This is a genomic window from Tenacibaculum sp. SG-28 (genome assembly GCF_002954385.1).
GTDB lineage: Bacteria > Bacteroidota > Bacteroidia > Flavobacteriales > Flavobacteriaceae > Polaribacter.
The window spans coordinates 300,061-315,136 of sequence record NZ_MQVY01000002.1 but is presented as its reverse complement, the minus strand read 5'-3'; the positions used below and the strand labels follow the sequence as shown (position 1 = coordinate 315,136).

Annotated in this window: 15 protein-coding genes and 1 pseudogene; 10 read left to right on the top strand and 6 right to left on the bottom strand. The window is 35.5% G+C overall.

Annotated elements, in window-relative coordinates; translation table 11 throughout:
* Positions 1-299: 299 nt before the first annotated feature.
* Entirely contained in the window at positions 300-1,043 is a 744-nt protein-coding gene (locus tag BSU00_RS06375) for an energy transducer TonB (RefSeq protein ID WP_105003631.1), read from the top strand.
* 195 nt (positions 1,044-1,238) lie between these two features.
* Entirely contained in the window at positions 1,239-1,679 is a 441-nt protein-coding gene (locus tag BSU00_RS06370) for a VOC family protein (protein ID WP_199176767.1), read from the top strand.
* A 66-nt stretch (positions 1,680-1,745) separates the two neighbouring features.
* Here the strand turns inward: BSU00_RS06370 and BSU00_RS06365 are convergent, their stop codons facing one another.
* Complete coding sequence (locus tag BSU00_RS06365; RefSeq protein ID WP_105003630.1) at positions 1,746-2,573, bottom strand: universal stress protein; 828 nt, start codon at positions 2,571-2,573, stop codon at positions 1,746-1,748.
* 156 nt (positions 2,574-2,729) lie between these two features.
* Between BSU00_RS06365 and rimP the strand changes: the two genes are divergently transcribed.
* From rimP to infB, 3 genes are all read left to right on the top strand, one after another.
* Positions 2,730-3,191 carry a ribosome assembly cofactor RimP gene (rimP, locus tag BSU00_RS06360; protein ID WP_105003629.1) on the top strand — a complete coding sequence of 154 codons (462 nt, stop codon included), beginning with the start codon at positions 2,730-2,732 and terminating at the stop codon, positions 3,189-3,191.
* Between the two features lie 14 nt (positions 3,192-3,205).
* Positions 3,206-4,462: a transcription termination factor NusA gene (gene nusA / locus BSU00_RS06355; protein ID WP_105003628.1), complete on the top strand. Its 1,257-nt coding sequence runs from the start codon at positions 3,206-3,208 to the stop codon at positions 4,460-4,462.
* Between the two features lie 116 nt (positions 4,463-4,578).
* Complete coding sequence (infB, locus tag BSU00_RS06350) at positions 4,579-7,512, top strand: translation initiation factor IF-2 (RefSeq protein ID WP_105003627.1); 2,934 nt, start codon at positions 4,579-4,581, stop codon at positions 7,510-7,512.
* 94 nt (positions 7,513-7,606) lie between these two features.
* Here infB and BSU00_RS13250 read toward each other — a convergent pair whose 3' ends face one another.
* The 4 genes from BSU00_RS13250 to BSU00_RS06340 all read right to left on the bottom strand — a co-directional run bounded on the left by BSU00_RS13250 (position 7,607) and on the right by BSU00_RS06340 (position 9,948).
* Entirely contained in the window at positions 7,607-7,771 is a 165-nt protein-coding gene (locus BSU00_RS13250) for a hypothetical protein (RefSeq protein WP_233188618.1), read from the bottom strand.
* A 327-nt stretch (positions 7,772-8,098) separates the two neighbouring features.
* Positions 8,099-8,626 carry a glycosyltransferase gene (locus tag BSU00_RS13245; protein WP_233188617.1) on the bottom strand — a complete coding sequence of 176 codons (528 nt, stop codon included), beginning with the start codon at positions 8,624-8,626 and terminating at the stop codon, positions 8,099-8,101.
* A gap of 17 nt (positions 8,627-8,643) precedes the next feature.
* A complete protein-coding gene (locus tag BSU00_RS13240; protein ID WP_233188616.1) occupies positions 8,644-9,090 on the bottom strand; it encodes a hypothetical protein in 447 nt (148 codons plus the stop codon).
* Complete coding sequence (locus tag BSU00_RS06340) at positions 9,091-9,948, bottom strand: hypothetical protein (RefSeq protein ID WP_105003626.1); 858 nt, start codon at positions 9,946-9,948, stop codon at positions 9,091-9,093.
* Positions 9,949-10,049: 101 nt separating this feature from the next.
* Between BSU00_RS06340 and BSU00_RS06335 the strand changes: the two genes are divergently transcribed.
* Complete coding sequence (locus tag BSU00_RS06335; protein WP_105003625.1) at positions 10,050-10,664, top strand: thymidine kinase; 615 nt, start codon at positions 10,050-10,052, stop codon at positions 10,662-10,664.
* Positions 10,654-11,754: an alanine racemase gene (alr, locus tag BSU00_RS06330; protein WP_105003624.1), complete on the top strand. Its 1,101-nt coding sequence runs from the start codon at positions 10,654-10,656 to the stop codon at positions 11,752-11,754. The genes BSU00_RS06335 and alr overlap by 11 nt, the downstream gene beginning before the upstream one ends.
* A 68-nt stretch (positions 11,755-11,822) precedes the next feature.
* Here the strand turns inward: alr and BSU00_RS06325 are convergent, their stop codons facing one another.
* A complete protein-coding gene (locus tag BSU00_RS06325) occupies positions 11,823-12,413 on the bottom strand; it encodes a carboxymuconolactone decarboxylase family protein (protein ID WP_105003623.1) in 591 nt (196 codons plus the stop codon).
* Positions 12,414-12,534: 121 nt separating this feature from the next.
* Between BSU00_RS06325 and BSU00_RS06320 the strand changes: the two genes are divergently transcribed.
* From BSU00_RS06320 to BSU00_RS06310, 3 genes and pseudogenes are all read left to right on the top strand, one after another.
* Positions 12,535-12,960, top strand: coding sequence for an OsmC family protein (locus BSU00_RS06320; protein ID WP_105003622.1), 426 nt, complete (start codon positions 12,535-12,537; stop codon positions 12,958-12,960).
* A gap of 15 nt (positions 12,961-12,975) precedes the next feature.
* Positions 12,976-14,660, top strand: a pseudogene (recJ, locus tag BSU00_RS06315) (single-stranded-DNA-specific exonuclease RecJ).
* Positions 14,661-14,712: 52 nt separating this feature from the next.
* Positions 14,713-15,057: a hypothetical protein gene (locus BSU00_RS06310; RefSeq protein ID WP_105003621.1), complete on the top strand. Its 345-nt coding sequence runs from the start codon at positions 14,713-14,715 to the stop codon at positions 15,055-15,057.
* Positions 15,058-15,076: the final 19 nt, after the last annotated feature.

Here is a 15,076-nt window from a genome sequence, read left to right as displayed (position 1 = left end):
CCTTGTGAATAATTTTTATTATATTTGGTAAAAATCCAAAAGGCAAGAAGGCCTAGTTATTAACATTTTAATCCCCCAAAATAATGACAAACATACCCTATGAATTTGTAAAAAGTATTCCTATTTACAAACCAAACCTAAAGATTAGCTTAGTTTACATTTCGTAGTTCTCAGCACTGAGAACTAATTACTGTAATTTTATTAAAATTTCACATGCGTACAATACGCCTATAACAACATTTTACAATAGCTGTTGTTGTTTTGTCGTCTTTTGTAGTTACAGAAATTCTACTAATGTTATGAAAAAATTAATGCTAATTTTATGTGGTTTCTTTTTCGTAAATATGATTTTTGCGCAAGAGATATGTACTTCCGAAGAGGAGGATTCCGAGCTTAATGAGGTTTCTAATATATCCAAGTGTTCGGTGGTAGGAAATGCTGTTCCTAAAAATGGAACATTGAAAAATTCGTCTAAAGTTATTGTGGTTTCGAATAGAAATAGACAAAAGAGACGAAGTTTAATCTCACAGAGAGCAATCTCTCTGTCGGAATTAGAAAAGGCTGATATAGTCTCGTTTGACACTTTAAATAAACTGCATGCGCTGGAGTTGTTTGATGTTAAAAAATCGGTATTAGCAGTGAATGCTGTTATTTTAAATAAAAAGTCAAATATAACCATTCCCTTTAATGATGTTGAACAAATACCCCAATTTAAGGAATGTGTTTCTAGCACTAATGATGTAGTAAACTGCTTTAATTCTCAAATGGAAAGTCATTTGATTTCGAATATAGTATACCCTAAAAAGGCTTTACATCAGAAAGTAGAAGGTGATGTTTGGGTAAGTTTTATCATAACAAAACAAGGGACTATCGAAGATATTAAAACCAAAGGGCCAGATTTAAGTGAACTATTGCAAGAAGAAGCAGTTAGGGTAATCAAATTATTACCTGAATTTGTTCCTGGATCACATAATAATGTGACAGCCAATGTGAGTTTCAGTTTTCCAATCAATTTTAATTTACAAGATTTTACCGAGGATTAAAAATGAGAATCGATTAATGAATTGAAGTAAATTATACGAAAGACAGTTAGTAAAATTACTGTCTTTTTTTGCTTTGAAAAACCTACCGTATAAGAAGTATATTTTGGTTCTGAAAAATCGTAAGCGCTCAATTTGTAGCCGCGATCATATTTTGGTTGTAGAGGTTATTTTTTATATTTGTCTTTCTTTGTAATTATGCTTAAAAAAGTAGAATATATGCATCCATTTCATTTAGCCATACCCGTAAACAATTTAGAGATATGTAGAGCTTTTTATAAGGATGTTCTTGGATGTGATGAGGGTAGGAGTGCCGCACATTGGGTCGATTTTAATTTCTTTGGACATCAATTAGTTATTCATGAAAAATCTGCACCAGAGACCAGGGAAAATACAAGTACTAATTTTGTAGATGGGAAAGATATTCCAGTTCCTCATTTTGGTGTCGTTTTATCATGGGAGGAATGGATAAAACTTTCGGAAAATTTGAAGGCAAGAAATATCGCATTTATTGTGGAGCCCTACATCCGTTTTAAGGGACAAGTAGGGGAGCAAGCGACGATGTTCTTTCTCGACCCGGAAAACAACGCCCTAGAATTTAAAGCGTTCAAGGATCAAAATCAACTCTTTGCAAAATAAGGCCAATTATTCGGTGATTATACTTAGCCGACATAAGGTGGTTATTGCAATTGTTGAAAGTTGAAATCAGATTTTATAGGTCAATACTGGTTTTAGTTCATTTTTCGAAAGACTTAGAGAAATACTTTCGTTAAAAAATCGAGAAAGGCCGCTTCTTCCGTGGGTTGCTAAGGAGATTAAATCCACTTTTTTTTCTTCCGAGAAATTTAGAATTCCTTTTTCTACGGAAGTGTCACTGTAGATACAAATCGAATAGTTTTCCAGATCATATTTTTCTGTAAAGGTCTCTATTTTTTTCTTCGATATAGCCGTGCTTTCAAAGACTTGAGGCGTATTTATTTTAAGCAAATAGACTTTTGATTTAAAATACTTGGCAAACGTAACAAATTTTGAAAAGGCTTTGTTTTCGTGGCTATCAAAAGAAGAAGCAAAAACGATTCTTTTAAATTTAAAATCTGTATTTTCTTTTTTGGTTACTAAGACTGGGATATCCATACTTCGCACTGTTTTTTCGGTATTGGAACCAATGATTATTTCTTCCAATGCTGTATGACCTCTTGAGCCCATAACGATCAGGTCAATGTTGAATTTTGTGCAATAGTCTTTAATTCCTTGAAAAGGGTTTTGAAACCGAATAGCGTGTTTTACCTCAGAAATCTCTGTAAAGTATTTCTTTTTCAGATCCAATAAATTGTCTTTAACTTTTCGAATGTACAGCATGCTTTCTGGAATGCTAAAATTATTTCCAGAGCCCATGTCTATAATTCCTGTTGGTAGTTCAACCATGTGTAGCAAGTGCACGTTAGCATGTGTTTTTTTTGCTATTTTTGAGGCTAGGGAACAGGCGTATTTTGAATGTTTGGAGAAATCAATTGGAATCAAGATATTTTTCATAAGGAATCATTAAAAATTAAGAGGGATTTACACTTAAATATACGAAAAAAATAAAGAAAACCAATTTGTGTGTTTGGTTAATAGTTGCTATATTTGCACAGAATTTAAAAGAGTTATTGATGAGGGGGACATTTGTCCCCTCTTTTTATACCTAAAATGAATCAGGAAAAAGTTAAAGATTTATTACACGAGGCCTTAGACTTAAACCAATCACTTTTTTTGATTGATTTGCAATTTTTAGCAAACAGTAAAATTAAAGTAATTGTAGACGGAGACCAAGGGGTGCCCTTGAGCGAATGTGTGCGCATTAGTAGGAATATAGAACACAATCTCGATCGTGAAGAAGAAGATTTTTCTCTTGAGGTTACAACTCCTGATATCGCACATCCACTCCAAAACAAACGTCAGTATAAAAAGAACATTAATAGAATACTAAAGGTTAAAACTGAAGTAGAAGATTTTGAAGGTACCTTGTCTGAGGTGACAGAAGATACCATAACTTTACAATGGAAGGTTAGAGAACCTAAACCAATAGGTAAGGGAAAACATACTGTAGAGAAGTCAAAAACATTGCGGTATGAAGATATTAAAGAAGCTAAAGTGAAGATTATATTTTAATTTAAGATAGTGAGATGGAAAATATTGCGTTAATCGAATCGTTTTCAGAATTTAAAGATAATAAAAGTATTGACAGGGTAACACTTATGTCTATTCTAGAAGAAGTTTTTAGAGCTGCTTTAAAACGTAGATTCGGATCGGATGAAAATTTTGACATTATTATAAATCCGGATAAAGGGGATTTGGAAATTTGGAGAAATAGAGTGGTTGTTGCCGATGGGATGTCTGAAGATGACAACGAAGAAATCGAATTAGCGGAAGCAAGAAAAATTGAACCGGATTTTGAAATAGGAGAAGACGTTTCTGAAGAGGTAAAATTAGTAGATCTTGGAAGAAGAGCAATTCTTGCCTTACGTCAAAATCTTATTTCTAAAATACACGAACACGACAGTACGAATATCTTCAAGCAATTTAAAGATTTAGAAGGCGATATTTACAGTGCAGAAGTGCATCACATCCGTCATAATGCAGTGATTTTATTAGATGATGAAGGGAATGAAATAGTATTGCCAAAAAGTGAGCAAATTAGATCGGACTTTTTTAGAAAAGGAGATACTGTTAGAGGCGTTATTAAATCTGTAGAATTACGCGGTAATAAGCCGACGATTATATTGTCTAGGACAGCTCCAAAGTTTTTAGTAAAATTGTTTGAGCAGGAAATTCCAGAAGTTTTTGACGGTCTAATTACTATAGAGGGCGTAGCTAGGATTCCTGGAGATAAAGCGAAAATAGCCGTAGATTCATACGATGATCGTATTGATCCTGTAGGTGCTTGTGTTGGAGTTAAAGGGTCTCGTATTCACAGTATTGTAAGAGAGTTAGGGAACGAAAATATCGATGTAATCAACTATACTAAAAACGAACAACTTTACATTTCAAGAGCCTTGAGTCCTGCAAAGGTAGTTTCTGTTGATATCAAGAAGTACGAGGAAGAAAAAGGCGGTAAAAAAGGGAGAGTGAACGTTTTGTTAAAACCAGAAGAAGTATCTAAAGCTATCGGACGCTCAGGAGTTAACATTCGTTTAGCAAGTGAACTAACAGGTTATGAGATAGACGTACAGAGAGAAGGTTTAGAAGAAGAGGATGTTGAATTGACAGAATTTTCTGATGAAATCGAAGCTTGGGTAATCGACGAGTTTAAAAAGATCGGTTTAGACACCGCAAAGAGTGTTATTGAAAAAGATGTTTCAATGTTAGTGCAAAGAACCGACTTAGAAGAAGAAACAATATTAGACGTGCAGCGAATTTTAAGAGAAGAATTCGAAGCATAAGCTGAATTATCTTGTACCTTTAAACGTACAAAATACTTTATAAAAATATAGAAAAAGAACATAACTATAAGTTTTTTATAAAGTGTGTTTTTTAAAAAAATAGAATAAAATAATTTATGGCTGAAGGCAACAAATTAAGACTAAACAAGGTTTTAAGAGAATTAAACATCTCTTTAGATAGAGCTGTAGAACACTTAGCTAAAAAGGGTTACGAAGTGGAGGCACGTCCTACAACAAAGATTTCTGATGCAGAGTATCAGATTCTTCTTGATGGTTTCCAAACAGATAAATCTAAGAAGGTTGCGTCGAAAGAGGTAAGTGAGGAGAAGCGAAAGGAAAAAGAAGCAATTCGACTTGAGCTTGAGGCTAAGCAAGAGAGGAAACGCATAGAAGATGAAGCTAAAAAGCAAGAGGTTTTAAAAGCCAAATCAGCAAAATTAGAACTTAAAACAGTAGGTAAAATTGACATCAATACTGGAGAGGATGTTGTTGAAAAGCCTGTTGAAGAGACTACTTCTGAGATAGCAGATAAAGAGGTTAAACAAGAGGCTAAGGACGAAAAAGAACAGTCAGTTACCAACGAAACTGTACAGGATAAAAAAGAAAAGCCCCTTGTTTCTTCGACTGAAAGTCAAGATAAAGTAGCCGAAGTCAAAAAGGAAACAGAAGTTCCAAATTCGCAAACTTCACAAAGTGCAGACGACATGAATAAAAGTTCTGTCTCTAAAAAAGAAATTGATAAAGCGGTAGCGCAAAGTAATTCTGAAAGAGTTAAGAAAGCTGAAAAGTCAAAACCAGTTGAAAAAGCCACTGAGGTAACCGCAGAAACTGCAGAAAAACTCAAAACACAGTATAAAAAACTAGACGGCCCTAAGATTACTGGTCAGAAAATTGATTTAAAGCAATTTGAAAGACCTAAAAAGAAGAAACCTGAAGCAAAATCTGGTGGAGTAGGCAAAGATGGAGATAAGAAAAAGCGTAAACGAATTGTAAAACCGAATACGGCAGGGACAGGAAATACTTCAAGACCTTCCGGACAAGGCAATAATCGTGGTCCAGGACAAAACAGAACAGGTGGCCCTAACAGAGGTGGTCAAAACCGAGGCGGACAACGAGGACGTAGACCTGTTGTTCAAAAAGAAGAATTAACAGAAGCACAAATTCAGAAACAAGTTAGAGAAACTCTTGAAAAATTACAGGGTAAATCTAGCAAAGGTAAAGGTGCAAAGTATCGAAGAGATAAAAGAGACCAACACCGTCAACAAGTTGAAAAAGATTTACAGGCAGCGCAAGCAGAAAGTAAAGTACTAAAAGTAACGGAGTTTGTTACTGTAAGTGAAGTTGCTACCATGATGGACGTACCGGTTACCAATATTATATCTTCTTGTATGATGTTGGGAATGATGGTAACAATGAACCAACGTTTGGACGCGGAAACGCTTGCAATTGTTGCGGAAGAATTCAACTATACGGTAGAATTTGTTGGTGCAGAAGTAGAGGAGTCTATTGAAGAAGTGCAAGACAATCCGGAAGATTTAATCACTCGTGCTCCGATCATTACTGTAATGGGACATGTAGATCACGGTAAAACTTCCTTGCTTGATTACATTCGTAAAGCGAATGTAATTGATGGAGAATCAGGAGGTATCACACAGCATATTGGTGCATACTCTGTTAGTGTGGGAGATCAAAAGATTGCATTTTTGGACACTCCCGGACACGAGGCCTTTACCGCCATGCGTGCTCGTGGTGCCCAGGTGACAGATTTGGTAATTATTGTAGTAGCTGCAGATGACGATGTTATGCCACAAACTAAAGAGGCAATTTCTCATGCACAAGCAGCTGGGGTTCCTATTATTTTTGCAATAAATAAAATTGATAAACCGAATGCGAATCCGGATAATATCAAAACGCAATTATCTGCTATGAATTTACTAGTAGAGGATTGGGGAGGAAACATTCAATCGCAAGAAATCTCCGCTAAAACAGGGCAAGGTGTTGACGAGTTGTTAGAAAAAGTATTGCTAGAGGCAGAAGTATTAGAGTTAAAAGCAAATCCTAATAAAAATGCCAATGGTGCTGTAGTTGAAGCCCTATTAGATAAAGGTAGAGGATATGTTTCTACCATCCTTGTACAAGCAGGTACACTTAAAATAGGAGATTATTTACTCGCTGGTAAACACAGTGGAAAGGTAAGAGCGATGTTTGATGATAAAGGAAACAAAGTTAAAGTTGCCGGACCGTCTACCCCAGTTTCTATTCTAGGGCTTGATGGTGCTCCACAAGCAGGAGATAAATTTAGTGTATTCGATGACGAACGTGAAGCAAAGCAAATAGCTGCAAAACGATCACAATTACAACGAGAACAATCGGTAAGAACACAGAAAACACTTACCCTAGACGAGATAGGTCGTCGTATTGCACTTGGAGATTTTAAAGAGTTAAATATCATATTAAAAGGAGACGTTGATGGTTCTGTAGAGGCATTGACAGACTCTTTCCAAAAGCTTTCGACAGAGGAAATTCAAGTTAATATATTACACAAAGGCGTAGGTGCAATTACCGAGTCGGATGTATTGTTAGCTTCCGCTTCCGATGCGATTATTGTAGGTTTTAATGTTAGACCACAAGGAAACGCTAGAACCGTTGCAGATAGAGAGGAAGTAGATATAAGAACATATTCTATCATTTACGATGCTATAAACGATCTTAAAGATGCAATGGAGGGAATGCTTTCTCCGGAAATGAAAGAAGAAGTACTCGGTAATGTAGAAATTAGAGAGGTTTACAAGATTTCTAAAATTGGAAACATTGCAGGTTGTATGGTAATGACCGGAAAAATAACTAGAGATTCTAAAATTCGAATTATTAGAGATGGTATCGTGGTTCATGATGGTTTATTAGCTTCTTTAAAACGATTCAAAGATGACGTTAAAGAAGTGAAAAAAGGATACGATTGTGGTCTTCAAGTTAAGGGATATAATGATATCAAAGAAGGAGATACTATCGAAGCCTACACGGAAGTAGCTGTAAAGAAAAAATTAAAATAGAAATACCAAACCCAAAAAGGCGCTATTAAGCGCCTTTTTTTGTAGTGTATACAACTGTAGGAATCGAAAATATAAACGATTACTATTTTGTTAATCATAGTTTCAAAGCTAGCAACCTACTCCTTGAAATATTTGTAACTAGATAGTCAATGAAGGAATACGAGAAAACTTCGTAATCTTGGTGGTATTGTTTGGTTAAGCGTTGTGGAGAAAGAACATCTTCTGAATTTTGATCTACAACTCTCCATATCCAGCCCATAGGTGTTGCATACAGGATAGCTAAATGTTCATCCTCGTCCTCTTCACAGCGGTCATAACCATTATCTTACAATTCTTGTAATTCTTGGATAAAAGATCCTTCATCTAATACGCAAAAGACATTAGAGTATTTTTTAGCAATCGCATTTAATGCAATTTCATTTTCACCGTACTTATTTTTAGAATTTTAAGGAAATATCCACTATACCGTGGTAACTTAATATTATTTATTTAAAATTGAAAGTCTTTTACAATAGCCCTAGTGGTGCTAAGGTATTTATTGGAAAGGAGAAAAAGCTCTTAATTATGCGTTTTCCTTAAAGCTGTTTTAAAGGAGTTCTCGGTACAAATTATACAATGCCTTTGCTTCGATCTTGGAACTCCAATTGTTATTAATTTCACTTTCAGCATTAATACCGACATAAGGTAGTTTAGTAGTGATTAAGTCTTTTAAAATAGACGCTAATTCTTGACTATTTCCCACATCAAATAAATACCCCGAGTGTCTGTTTTGTATAATTTGCGAATGAATTCCGACATTTTTTGTGGCTATTACAGTTTTTCCACAGGCCATAGCTTCTGCGCATACTAATGAAAAGCCTTCTGTAAAGGAAGGAACAACTACAATTTTAGAGGCTTGATAATACGAGACTATATCTAAAGTTTCATCGATAAAATATACTTGAGTGGAAATGCTGTTCCTTACTATTAGGTCTTGCAGTACCTTTAAAAATTCGAAGTCATCAACTTTACCTACGATGGCTAGAGCCCAATTTTTATTATTTTTTAAAAGATCAATACTTGCTTTTACCAATATTTCTTGCCCTTTATCCTCTCGAATTCTTCCGGCACACAAAATAAAGTTTTCCTCCGTTATAGTAGAAATAGTAACGTCTTTTTTTGAAAAACGTCTGTATTTACGCCGTGCGGAATTTTTTTGTTGGGCATTTGCAGTTGCTCACTCATGGCGTTTGTAAGCGTGACTACGGCGTCTGATTTTCGCAATAGAAATAAGGTTAATGCAGACGGTTTTGTTGCAGCATGTCTGGTTGTAACCAGTTTAAATTTTGCTCCAAGTAGTCTAAAAAACAGCATTTTTACAATTTCATTATTTCTGTGACAATGCACTATAGAGGTGTTTTTTGAAAAAATAATTTTTTTAAAATTCTTTTTACCAAGTATTTTTCCCGCTATGCTATAGCCGTATAAATGCACGTTACAATATTTTTGTAAAAACGGAATTATGTTTTCAATACTTCGTGTAACCCCTGTTCTTCGGTTATGAAAATGTGTATGTATGACTTCGATTTTAGAATTCATTTAGGAAAAACGTCTTTCGATTATTTCTATCAGTCTTTCTTCATATGCTTCTTTGGTAGACCATTCGTAATCTGGTTTTACCATTTTACTAATAAACTTTTTTGCTTCCTTTTCCGTTTTAAAGGTATTTAACTGAGAAATAACCCTGTTGAAATCATTTTGATTACCCTCGAATAGATGTTTTACAAAGGCAATTCTATCATTTAGCCCTATTTGGATAGTTTTTTGTAATTGGTCATTTAAAGATTTTACTGGTGATGCTTTTTCAAAAAGATTCGCCATTACATCAACAGGTAGGGTATCTTTTAACTCATCGTCTAATGTGGGTGACTTTCGTTCTCCTACATCGCTAACATCATTTTTGAGGTTTTTTGAATCGCCGAACATTAATTCCTCTAAGGCATCGAAAGGTTGTTCTTCAATCTCTTCGGTGCTCGAGTTTGCCTCTATGCCTTGTTTCTCTTTGCTAATTTTTTCTTTCGAGATATTCGATGGCATATCGTCTTCATTGTCTAACTCCAATGGTTTCTGCACAGAATTTTCGACCTCCTTCGTATCCTTAGGCATTTCCGTTTCCTTTTGGATTGATTGGGAGGAAGTAGTACTTTCTTCTTTTATTGCATTATTCTGTGCTAATTTTTTTTTGTTTTCAGCATCTATAATTTTTTCAATTAGCTCCTCTTTGGTAACCGAAGTATTAGGTGTAGTTGAAAGATATTCATCCACATAAGCTAAAACAGTTAATTTTTCGTATACCTCATATGCTTTCTCTTTTAGGCCTAACACATCTTCCTTGTTTTTCATCTGTAGTATGCTATGTGCTAAACTAGTTAGGTCTGCTGCTAATTTTTTGTGCATAAGTTGTTCTCTCTTTTTAAATAATGCTATTTAATTTTAATAAATTTGCTCTTTCAACCGAAAGTAAGACAAATATCAGTAAAAGCGTTTAAAATTACGAAATGTTTCTTGAAAATACAGTAAATCATACAGAACAATTTGGATGGATTGAGGTAATTTGTGGTTCTATGTTTTCTGGTAAAACAGAAGAATTAATCAGACGCTTAAGACGTGCAAAATTTGCGAAACAGAGGGTGGAAATATTTAAGCCAACTGTTGATATCAGATACGATGACGAGGAGGTAGTTTCTCATAACGAAACTAGAATTAGATCTACTCCAGTTCCTGCCTCTTCTAATATACGATTGTTAGCCACTGATGTAGATGTAGTTGGTATTGATGAAGCGCAATTCTTTGACGATGAAATCGTAGCAGTTTGCAATGATTTGGCAAACAGAGGGATACGGGTAATTGTGGCCGGATTAGATATGGATTTTAAAGGAAATCCTTTTGGCCCGATGCCTGCTTTGATGGCTACTGCAGAGTACGTAACAAAAGTGCATGCTGTTTGTACGCGTACCGGTAATTTGGCTAACTATAGTTTTCGAAAGGCCAGTGGTGAAGACCTAGTTCTTTTGGGAGAAACCCAAGAATATGAGCCTTTAAGTAGAGCGGCTTATTTTAAAGCGAGACAAGGTTCTGCAGAAGAAAAAGTAAAAAGGGATAATGAAGAATGAACATGTAACAGTCTTAGAGATTGACCAAAAGGCAGTATTACACAACTTAAACTACTTTAAGCAAAAATTAGCGGCTAATACCAAAATACTTGTTGTAGTTAAGGCTTTTGGTTACGGAACTACATCTGTTGCGATTGCTAAAATAGTGCAAGATCACGTATCGTATTTTGCAGTTGCTTATGCGAGTGAAGGAATCGCTCTACGAGAGGCCGGTATAAGCACACCTATATTGGTTCTGCATCCACAGATAGATAATTTGGAAAGTATTATTAGGTATAAGTTAGAGCCTAATTTGTACACTTTCCGAATTTTGGATGCTTTTTTAGAGCTAGCAGACAAGAAACCTTTATTGCATTATCCAATCCACCTTAAATTTAATACCGGTTTAAATAGGCTTGGATTTTCGCATGAAGACATACCCGCTATTTTGGCTGCTATTAAAAAATCTAATAATATTAAGGTGCAGTCCTTATTTTCTCATTTAGCAGCAAGTGAAGATGCTAACGAGCACGAATTTACAATAGGTCAAATAAATAATTTTGCCTATATCGTGCAGCAGATGTATAAACATTTAGGATACCAACCGATGTTGCATATTCTCAATACCTCCGGAATAGTCAATTACGCTAAAGCCCAGTTTGACATGGTTCGTTTAGGTATTGGTTTATACGGTTTTGGGAACGATCCAAAAGAAACAGCACAGCTTAAGAGCATACTTACATTAAAGTCTGTAATTTCTCAAATTAACACTATTGGACCAGGGGAAACAATTGGCTACAACAGAGCTTTTGTAGCTAGCAGGCCGACTAAAAGTGCAACCATTCCAATAGGACATGCAGATGGGATTTCAAGGAAATTAGGGAATAAAAAGGGGGTTGTATTTGTAAATGGTCAACCCGCAGCAATACTTGGAAATGTTTGTATGGATATGATTATGGTAGATGTTTCTAAAGTTCCATGTCGTGAGGGAGATGAGGTAATTATATTCCATACACAAGAACAAGTCGAGTATATGGCGCAACAGTGCGAGACGATTTCCTATGAAATATTAACAGCTTTGTCGCAACGCATCAGGCGTGTTGTTGTTTAGTTTTTTCCAATTAAGAAGCCCTCTCTTTTTAGAGAGAACTTCTTTTACAAATACACAATTACATTTTTTTAAACATGCTTACCTTTGTTCCAGCCGTTTTTAGAAAGGTATAATTCTCCACTCTCAACAGCGCCCTCTTCAAGGCTTGTGCCCATGGAATCATTCCACCTGTTCAAGTAGCCAAATAACGAGATTACCCCCAGCATTTCTACAATTTCTCCCTCGTTCCAGTGCTTGTATAATTCTTCTTTCATAGTATCATCTACCATGTTTGGAACCTGACTTGCAGCAAGGGAAAAATCTAGTGCAATTCGTTCTGCGTCACTAAAAGCAGGATGTGTTTTGTATTCCCATATATTGTCCAATTGTTCTTGTTCGGCACCATATCGTTCTGCAGCTCGAATTGCATGTGCTTGGCAATACCTGCATCCTGTTGCATTACTCGAAACCCATGCAATCATTCTTTTAAGTGCAGAGGTAACCCTCCCTTCGTTTGCCATAACCGCTTTATTTAGGTTAATAAAAGCTTTTGAGATTGCAGGACGATATTGCATAGTTAATACAGAGTTAGGGCAAAACCCAAGTGTTTCATTAAAGAATGCTGCTAATTCTTTAGTTTCTTGATCGTGATCTGCAGCTAATGGTGTTACTAATGCCATTGTTGTTTGTTTTTAGTTTTTATTAATGTTTATTTACTGTAAGTTTGTAGATACAAACTATTGAATTATGAAGCCAATATGTTAGTTTCGGCTTAATAAAACCTATAAAATTAAGTAAAATATGACAAATAATAAAGTTAAAACCATTTGGAAAAAAAATATGCAGTTTGAGTCGGATAACCCAAGTGGACATAAAGTGCTGATGGACACCTCTGTAGCCAACGGGGGAGATGGGGAAGGGCTAAGCCCAAAAGCGATGATGCTCTCTTCTTTAGCAGGATGTTCTGGTTTGGATGTAGTCTCTTTACTACCAAAAATGAGAGTTTCGTTAGATGACTTTATGATAGAGGTAACAGGAAATCTCACGGAAGAACATCCCAAATTTTACGATAAAGTTTTTGTTGACTATCATTTTTATGGAACAAACTTGCCTGAAGATAAATTACATAAAATAGTCGCGTTATCCGTGGAAAAGTATTGTGGAGTTATGGAGATGTTTAGACAGTTTGCAGCAGTTGAAATAGCGGTTCATTTTCATAATAATTAAGATTGAAGAGTAGCTATGCGTTGGGTATTTAAAGATAAACCAGCAGCGGAAAATATCGATGCGTTGAAGCGTGTTTTAGGAGTGGATACTACTTTGGCTACACTATTGGTGCAAAGAGGTATCGACTCTTACGAAAAAGCAAAATCTTTTTTTAGACCTTCTTTGTCAGATTTACACGATCCATTTTTAATGAAAGGGATGCGCTTAGCTGTAGAAAGAATTAATTTTGCGATTCGCAAGAATCAAAATATATTAATCTTCGGCGACTATGACGTCGATGGGACTACGGCGGTTTCGTTACTTGCATCTTATTTGAAGGAAGAATATACCAATATTGCTACCTATATTCCGGACCGGTATAAAGAGGGGTATGGAGTGTCGTATGAAAGTATTGACTTTGCGCGAGACAACGATATACAGCTTATAATTGCTTTAGATTGTGGAATTAAGGCAATAGATAAGGTTGCTTACGCCAAAAAGTACAATATTGATTTTATTATCTGTGATCATCACAAGCCTGGCTCAAAAGTACCAGATGCTGTTGCTGTATTAAATCCTAAGCAGGAGGATTGTACCTATCCGTATACTGAATTGTGTGGTTGTGGAGTTGGTTTTAAATTAATTCAAGGATTGCATCGAGATAAAGGTAGAACCCAAGAAGACCTAATCCCTTATCTAGATCTTGTCGCAACGGCTATTGCAGCAGATATTGTTCCAATTACAGGGGAAAATAGAATTCTTGCTTTCTATGGATTACAAGTGATTAATACCAATCCTCGAAATGGTATAAAAGCGTTGTTGCATCAGGTGCAAAAACAAGAATTTACCATTACGGATGTTGTGTTTATGATTGCTCCAAGGATTAATGCAGCCGGAAGAATTATGCACGGTAATTTTGCGGTAAGTCTATTAACCGAGTTAGATTTGGAAACTGCTAAATTAGAGGCGAAAAAAATTGAAGAGTACAATACTAGTAGGAAAGATTTGGATCGTAAAATGACGGCTGCCGCCCTGCAACAAATAAAAAAAATAACGAGGAATATCGATTTACTACGGTAGTTTGCGATGAAACTTGGCACAAAGGTGTAATAGGTATTGTTGCTTCAAGACTAATAGAAACTTACTATAGGCCTACTTTAGTTTTTACAAAAAGTGGAGATAAACTTGCGGCATCTGCTCGGTCAGTAAAAGGTTTTGACGTCTACAATGCTCTGGAAGAATGTTCGGAGTTTATCGAGCAGTTCGGAGGACACAAATATGCAGCTGGTCTTACTATAGCCCCAGAGAACTATGCTTCTTTTAAGAGTAAATTTGAAGCCGTGGTGTCTAAATCTATACCAAAGGAGTTACAAACCCCAGAGATATGTGTTGATGCTATTATCGAGTTATCGGATATCACTCCAAAGTTTTATAGAATTTTGAAACAAATGGAGCCTTTCGGACCTGAAAATAGAAAGCCTGTTTTTATGACCGAAAATGTTAGAGATAATGGTTTTGGAAAGCAAGTTGGCAGTGATAAAAGTCATTTGAAATTAAATCTATTTTACGGTGCCGAGAAGCGTACCTTTGGTGCCATTGGATTCGGACTAGGTACTAAGTTAGCCATTGTTGCAAATGATTTTGATATTGTATACTCACTGAGTGAAAATACATGGAATGGGAATACTTCAATGCAATTAGAATTGAAAGATATCAGATAACTATTTAGAATTATTCTAAATTGATTATATTTGCTCGACAATTCAATTGATTATGGAGAGCATACATAAAATTTACGATAACACTATTGGAATTTCCTTTCGATGGAAAGATATTAAAACCAACTTAACACAGATAATCTTTAGAGATACTGGATTTCATCTAAGCGAAGAAGAAATGGAAGTTTTTATAGATAAAATAGCGGATGCCAAAGTACAAAAACAATGTAAAGGCTGCAATACGTCAAAAGAATGTAGGTCTGTATTACTGCAAACTCCGTCAAATAAAGTTAGCATGGCCGTTTCCTATGAGGAGCTCAGTCAAATTGAAGATTTAATGCGAGGAACTTTATTTCAAATTCGAATGAATAATTACTTAAATGATTTATGTAAAAATTAAAAGAGCTTGCCCAGCAAGC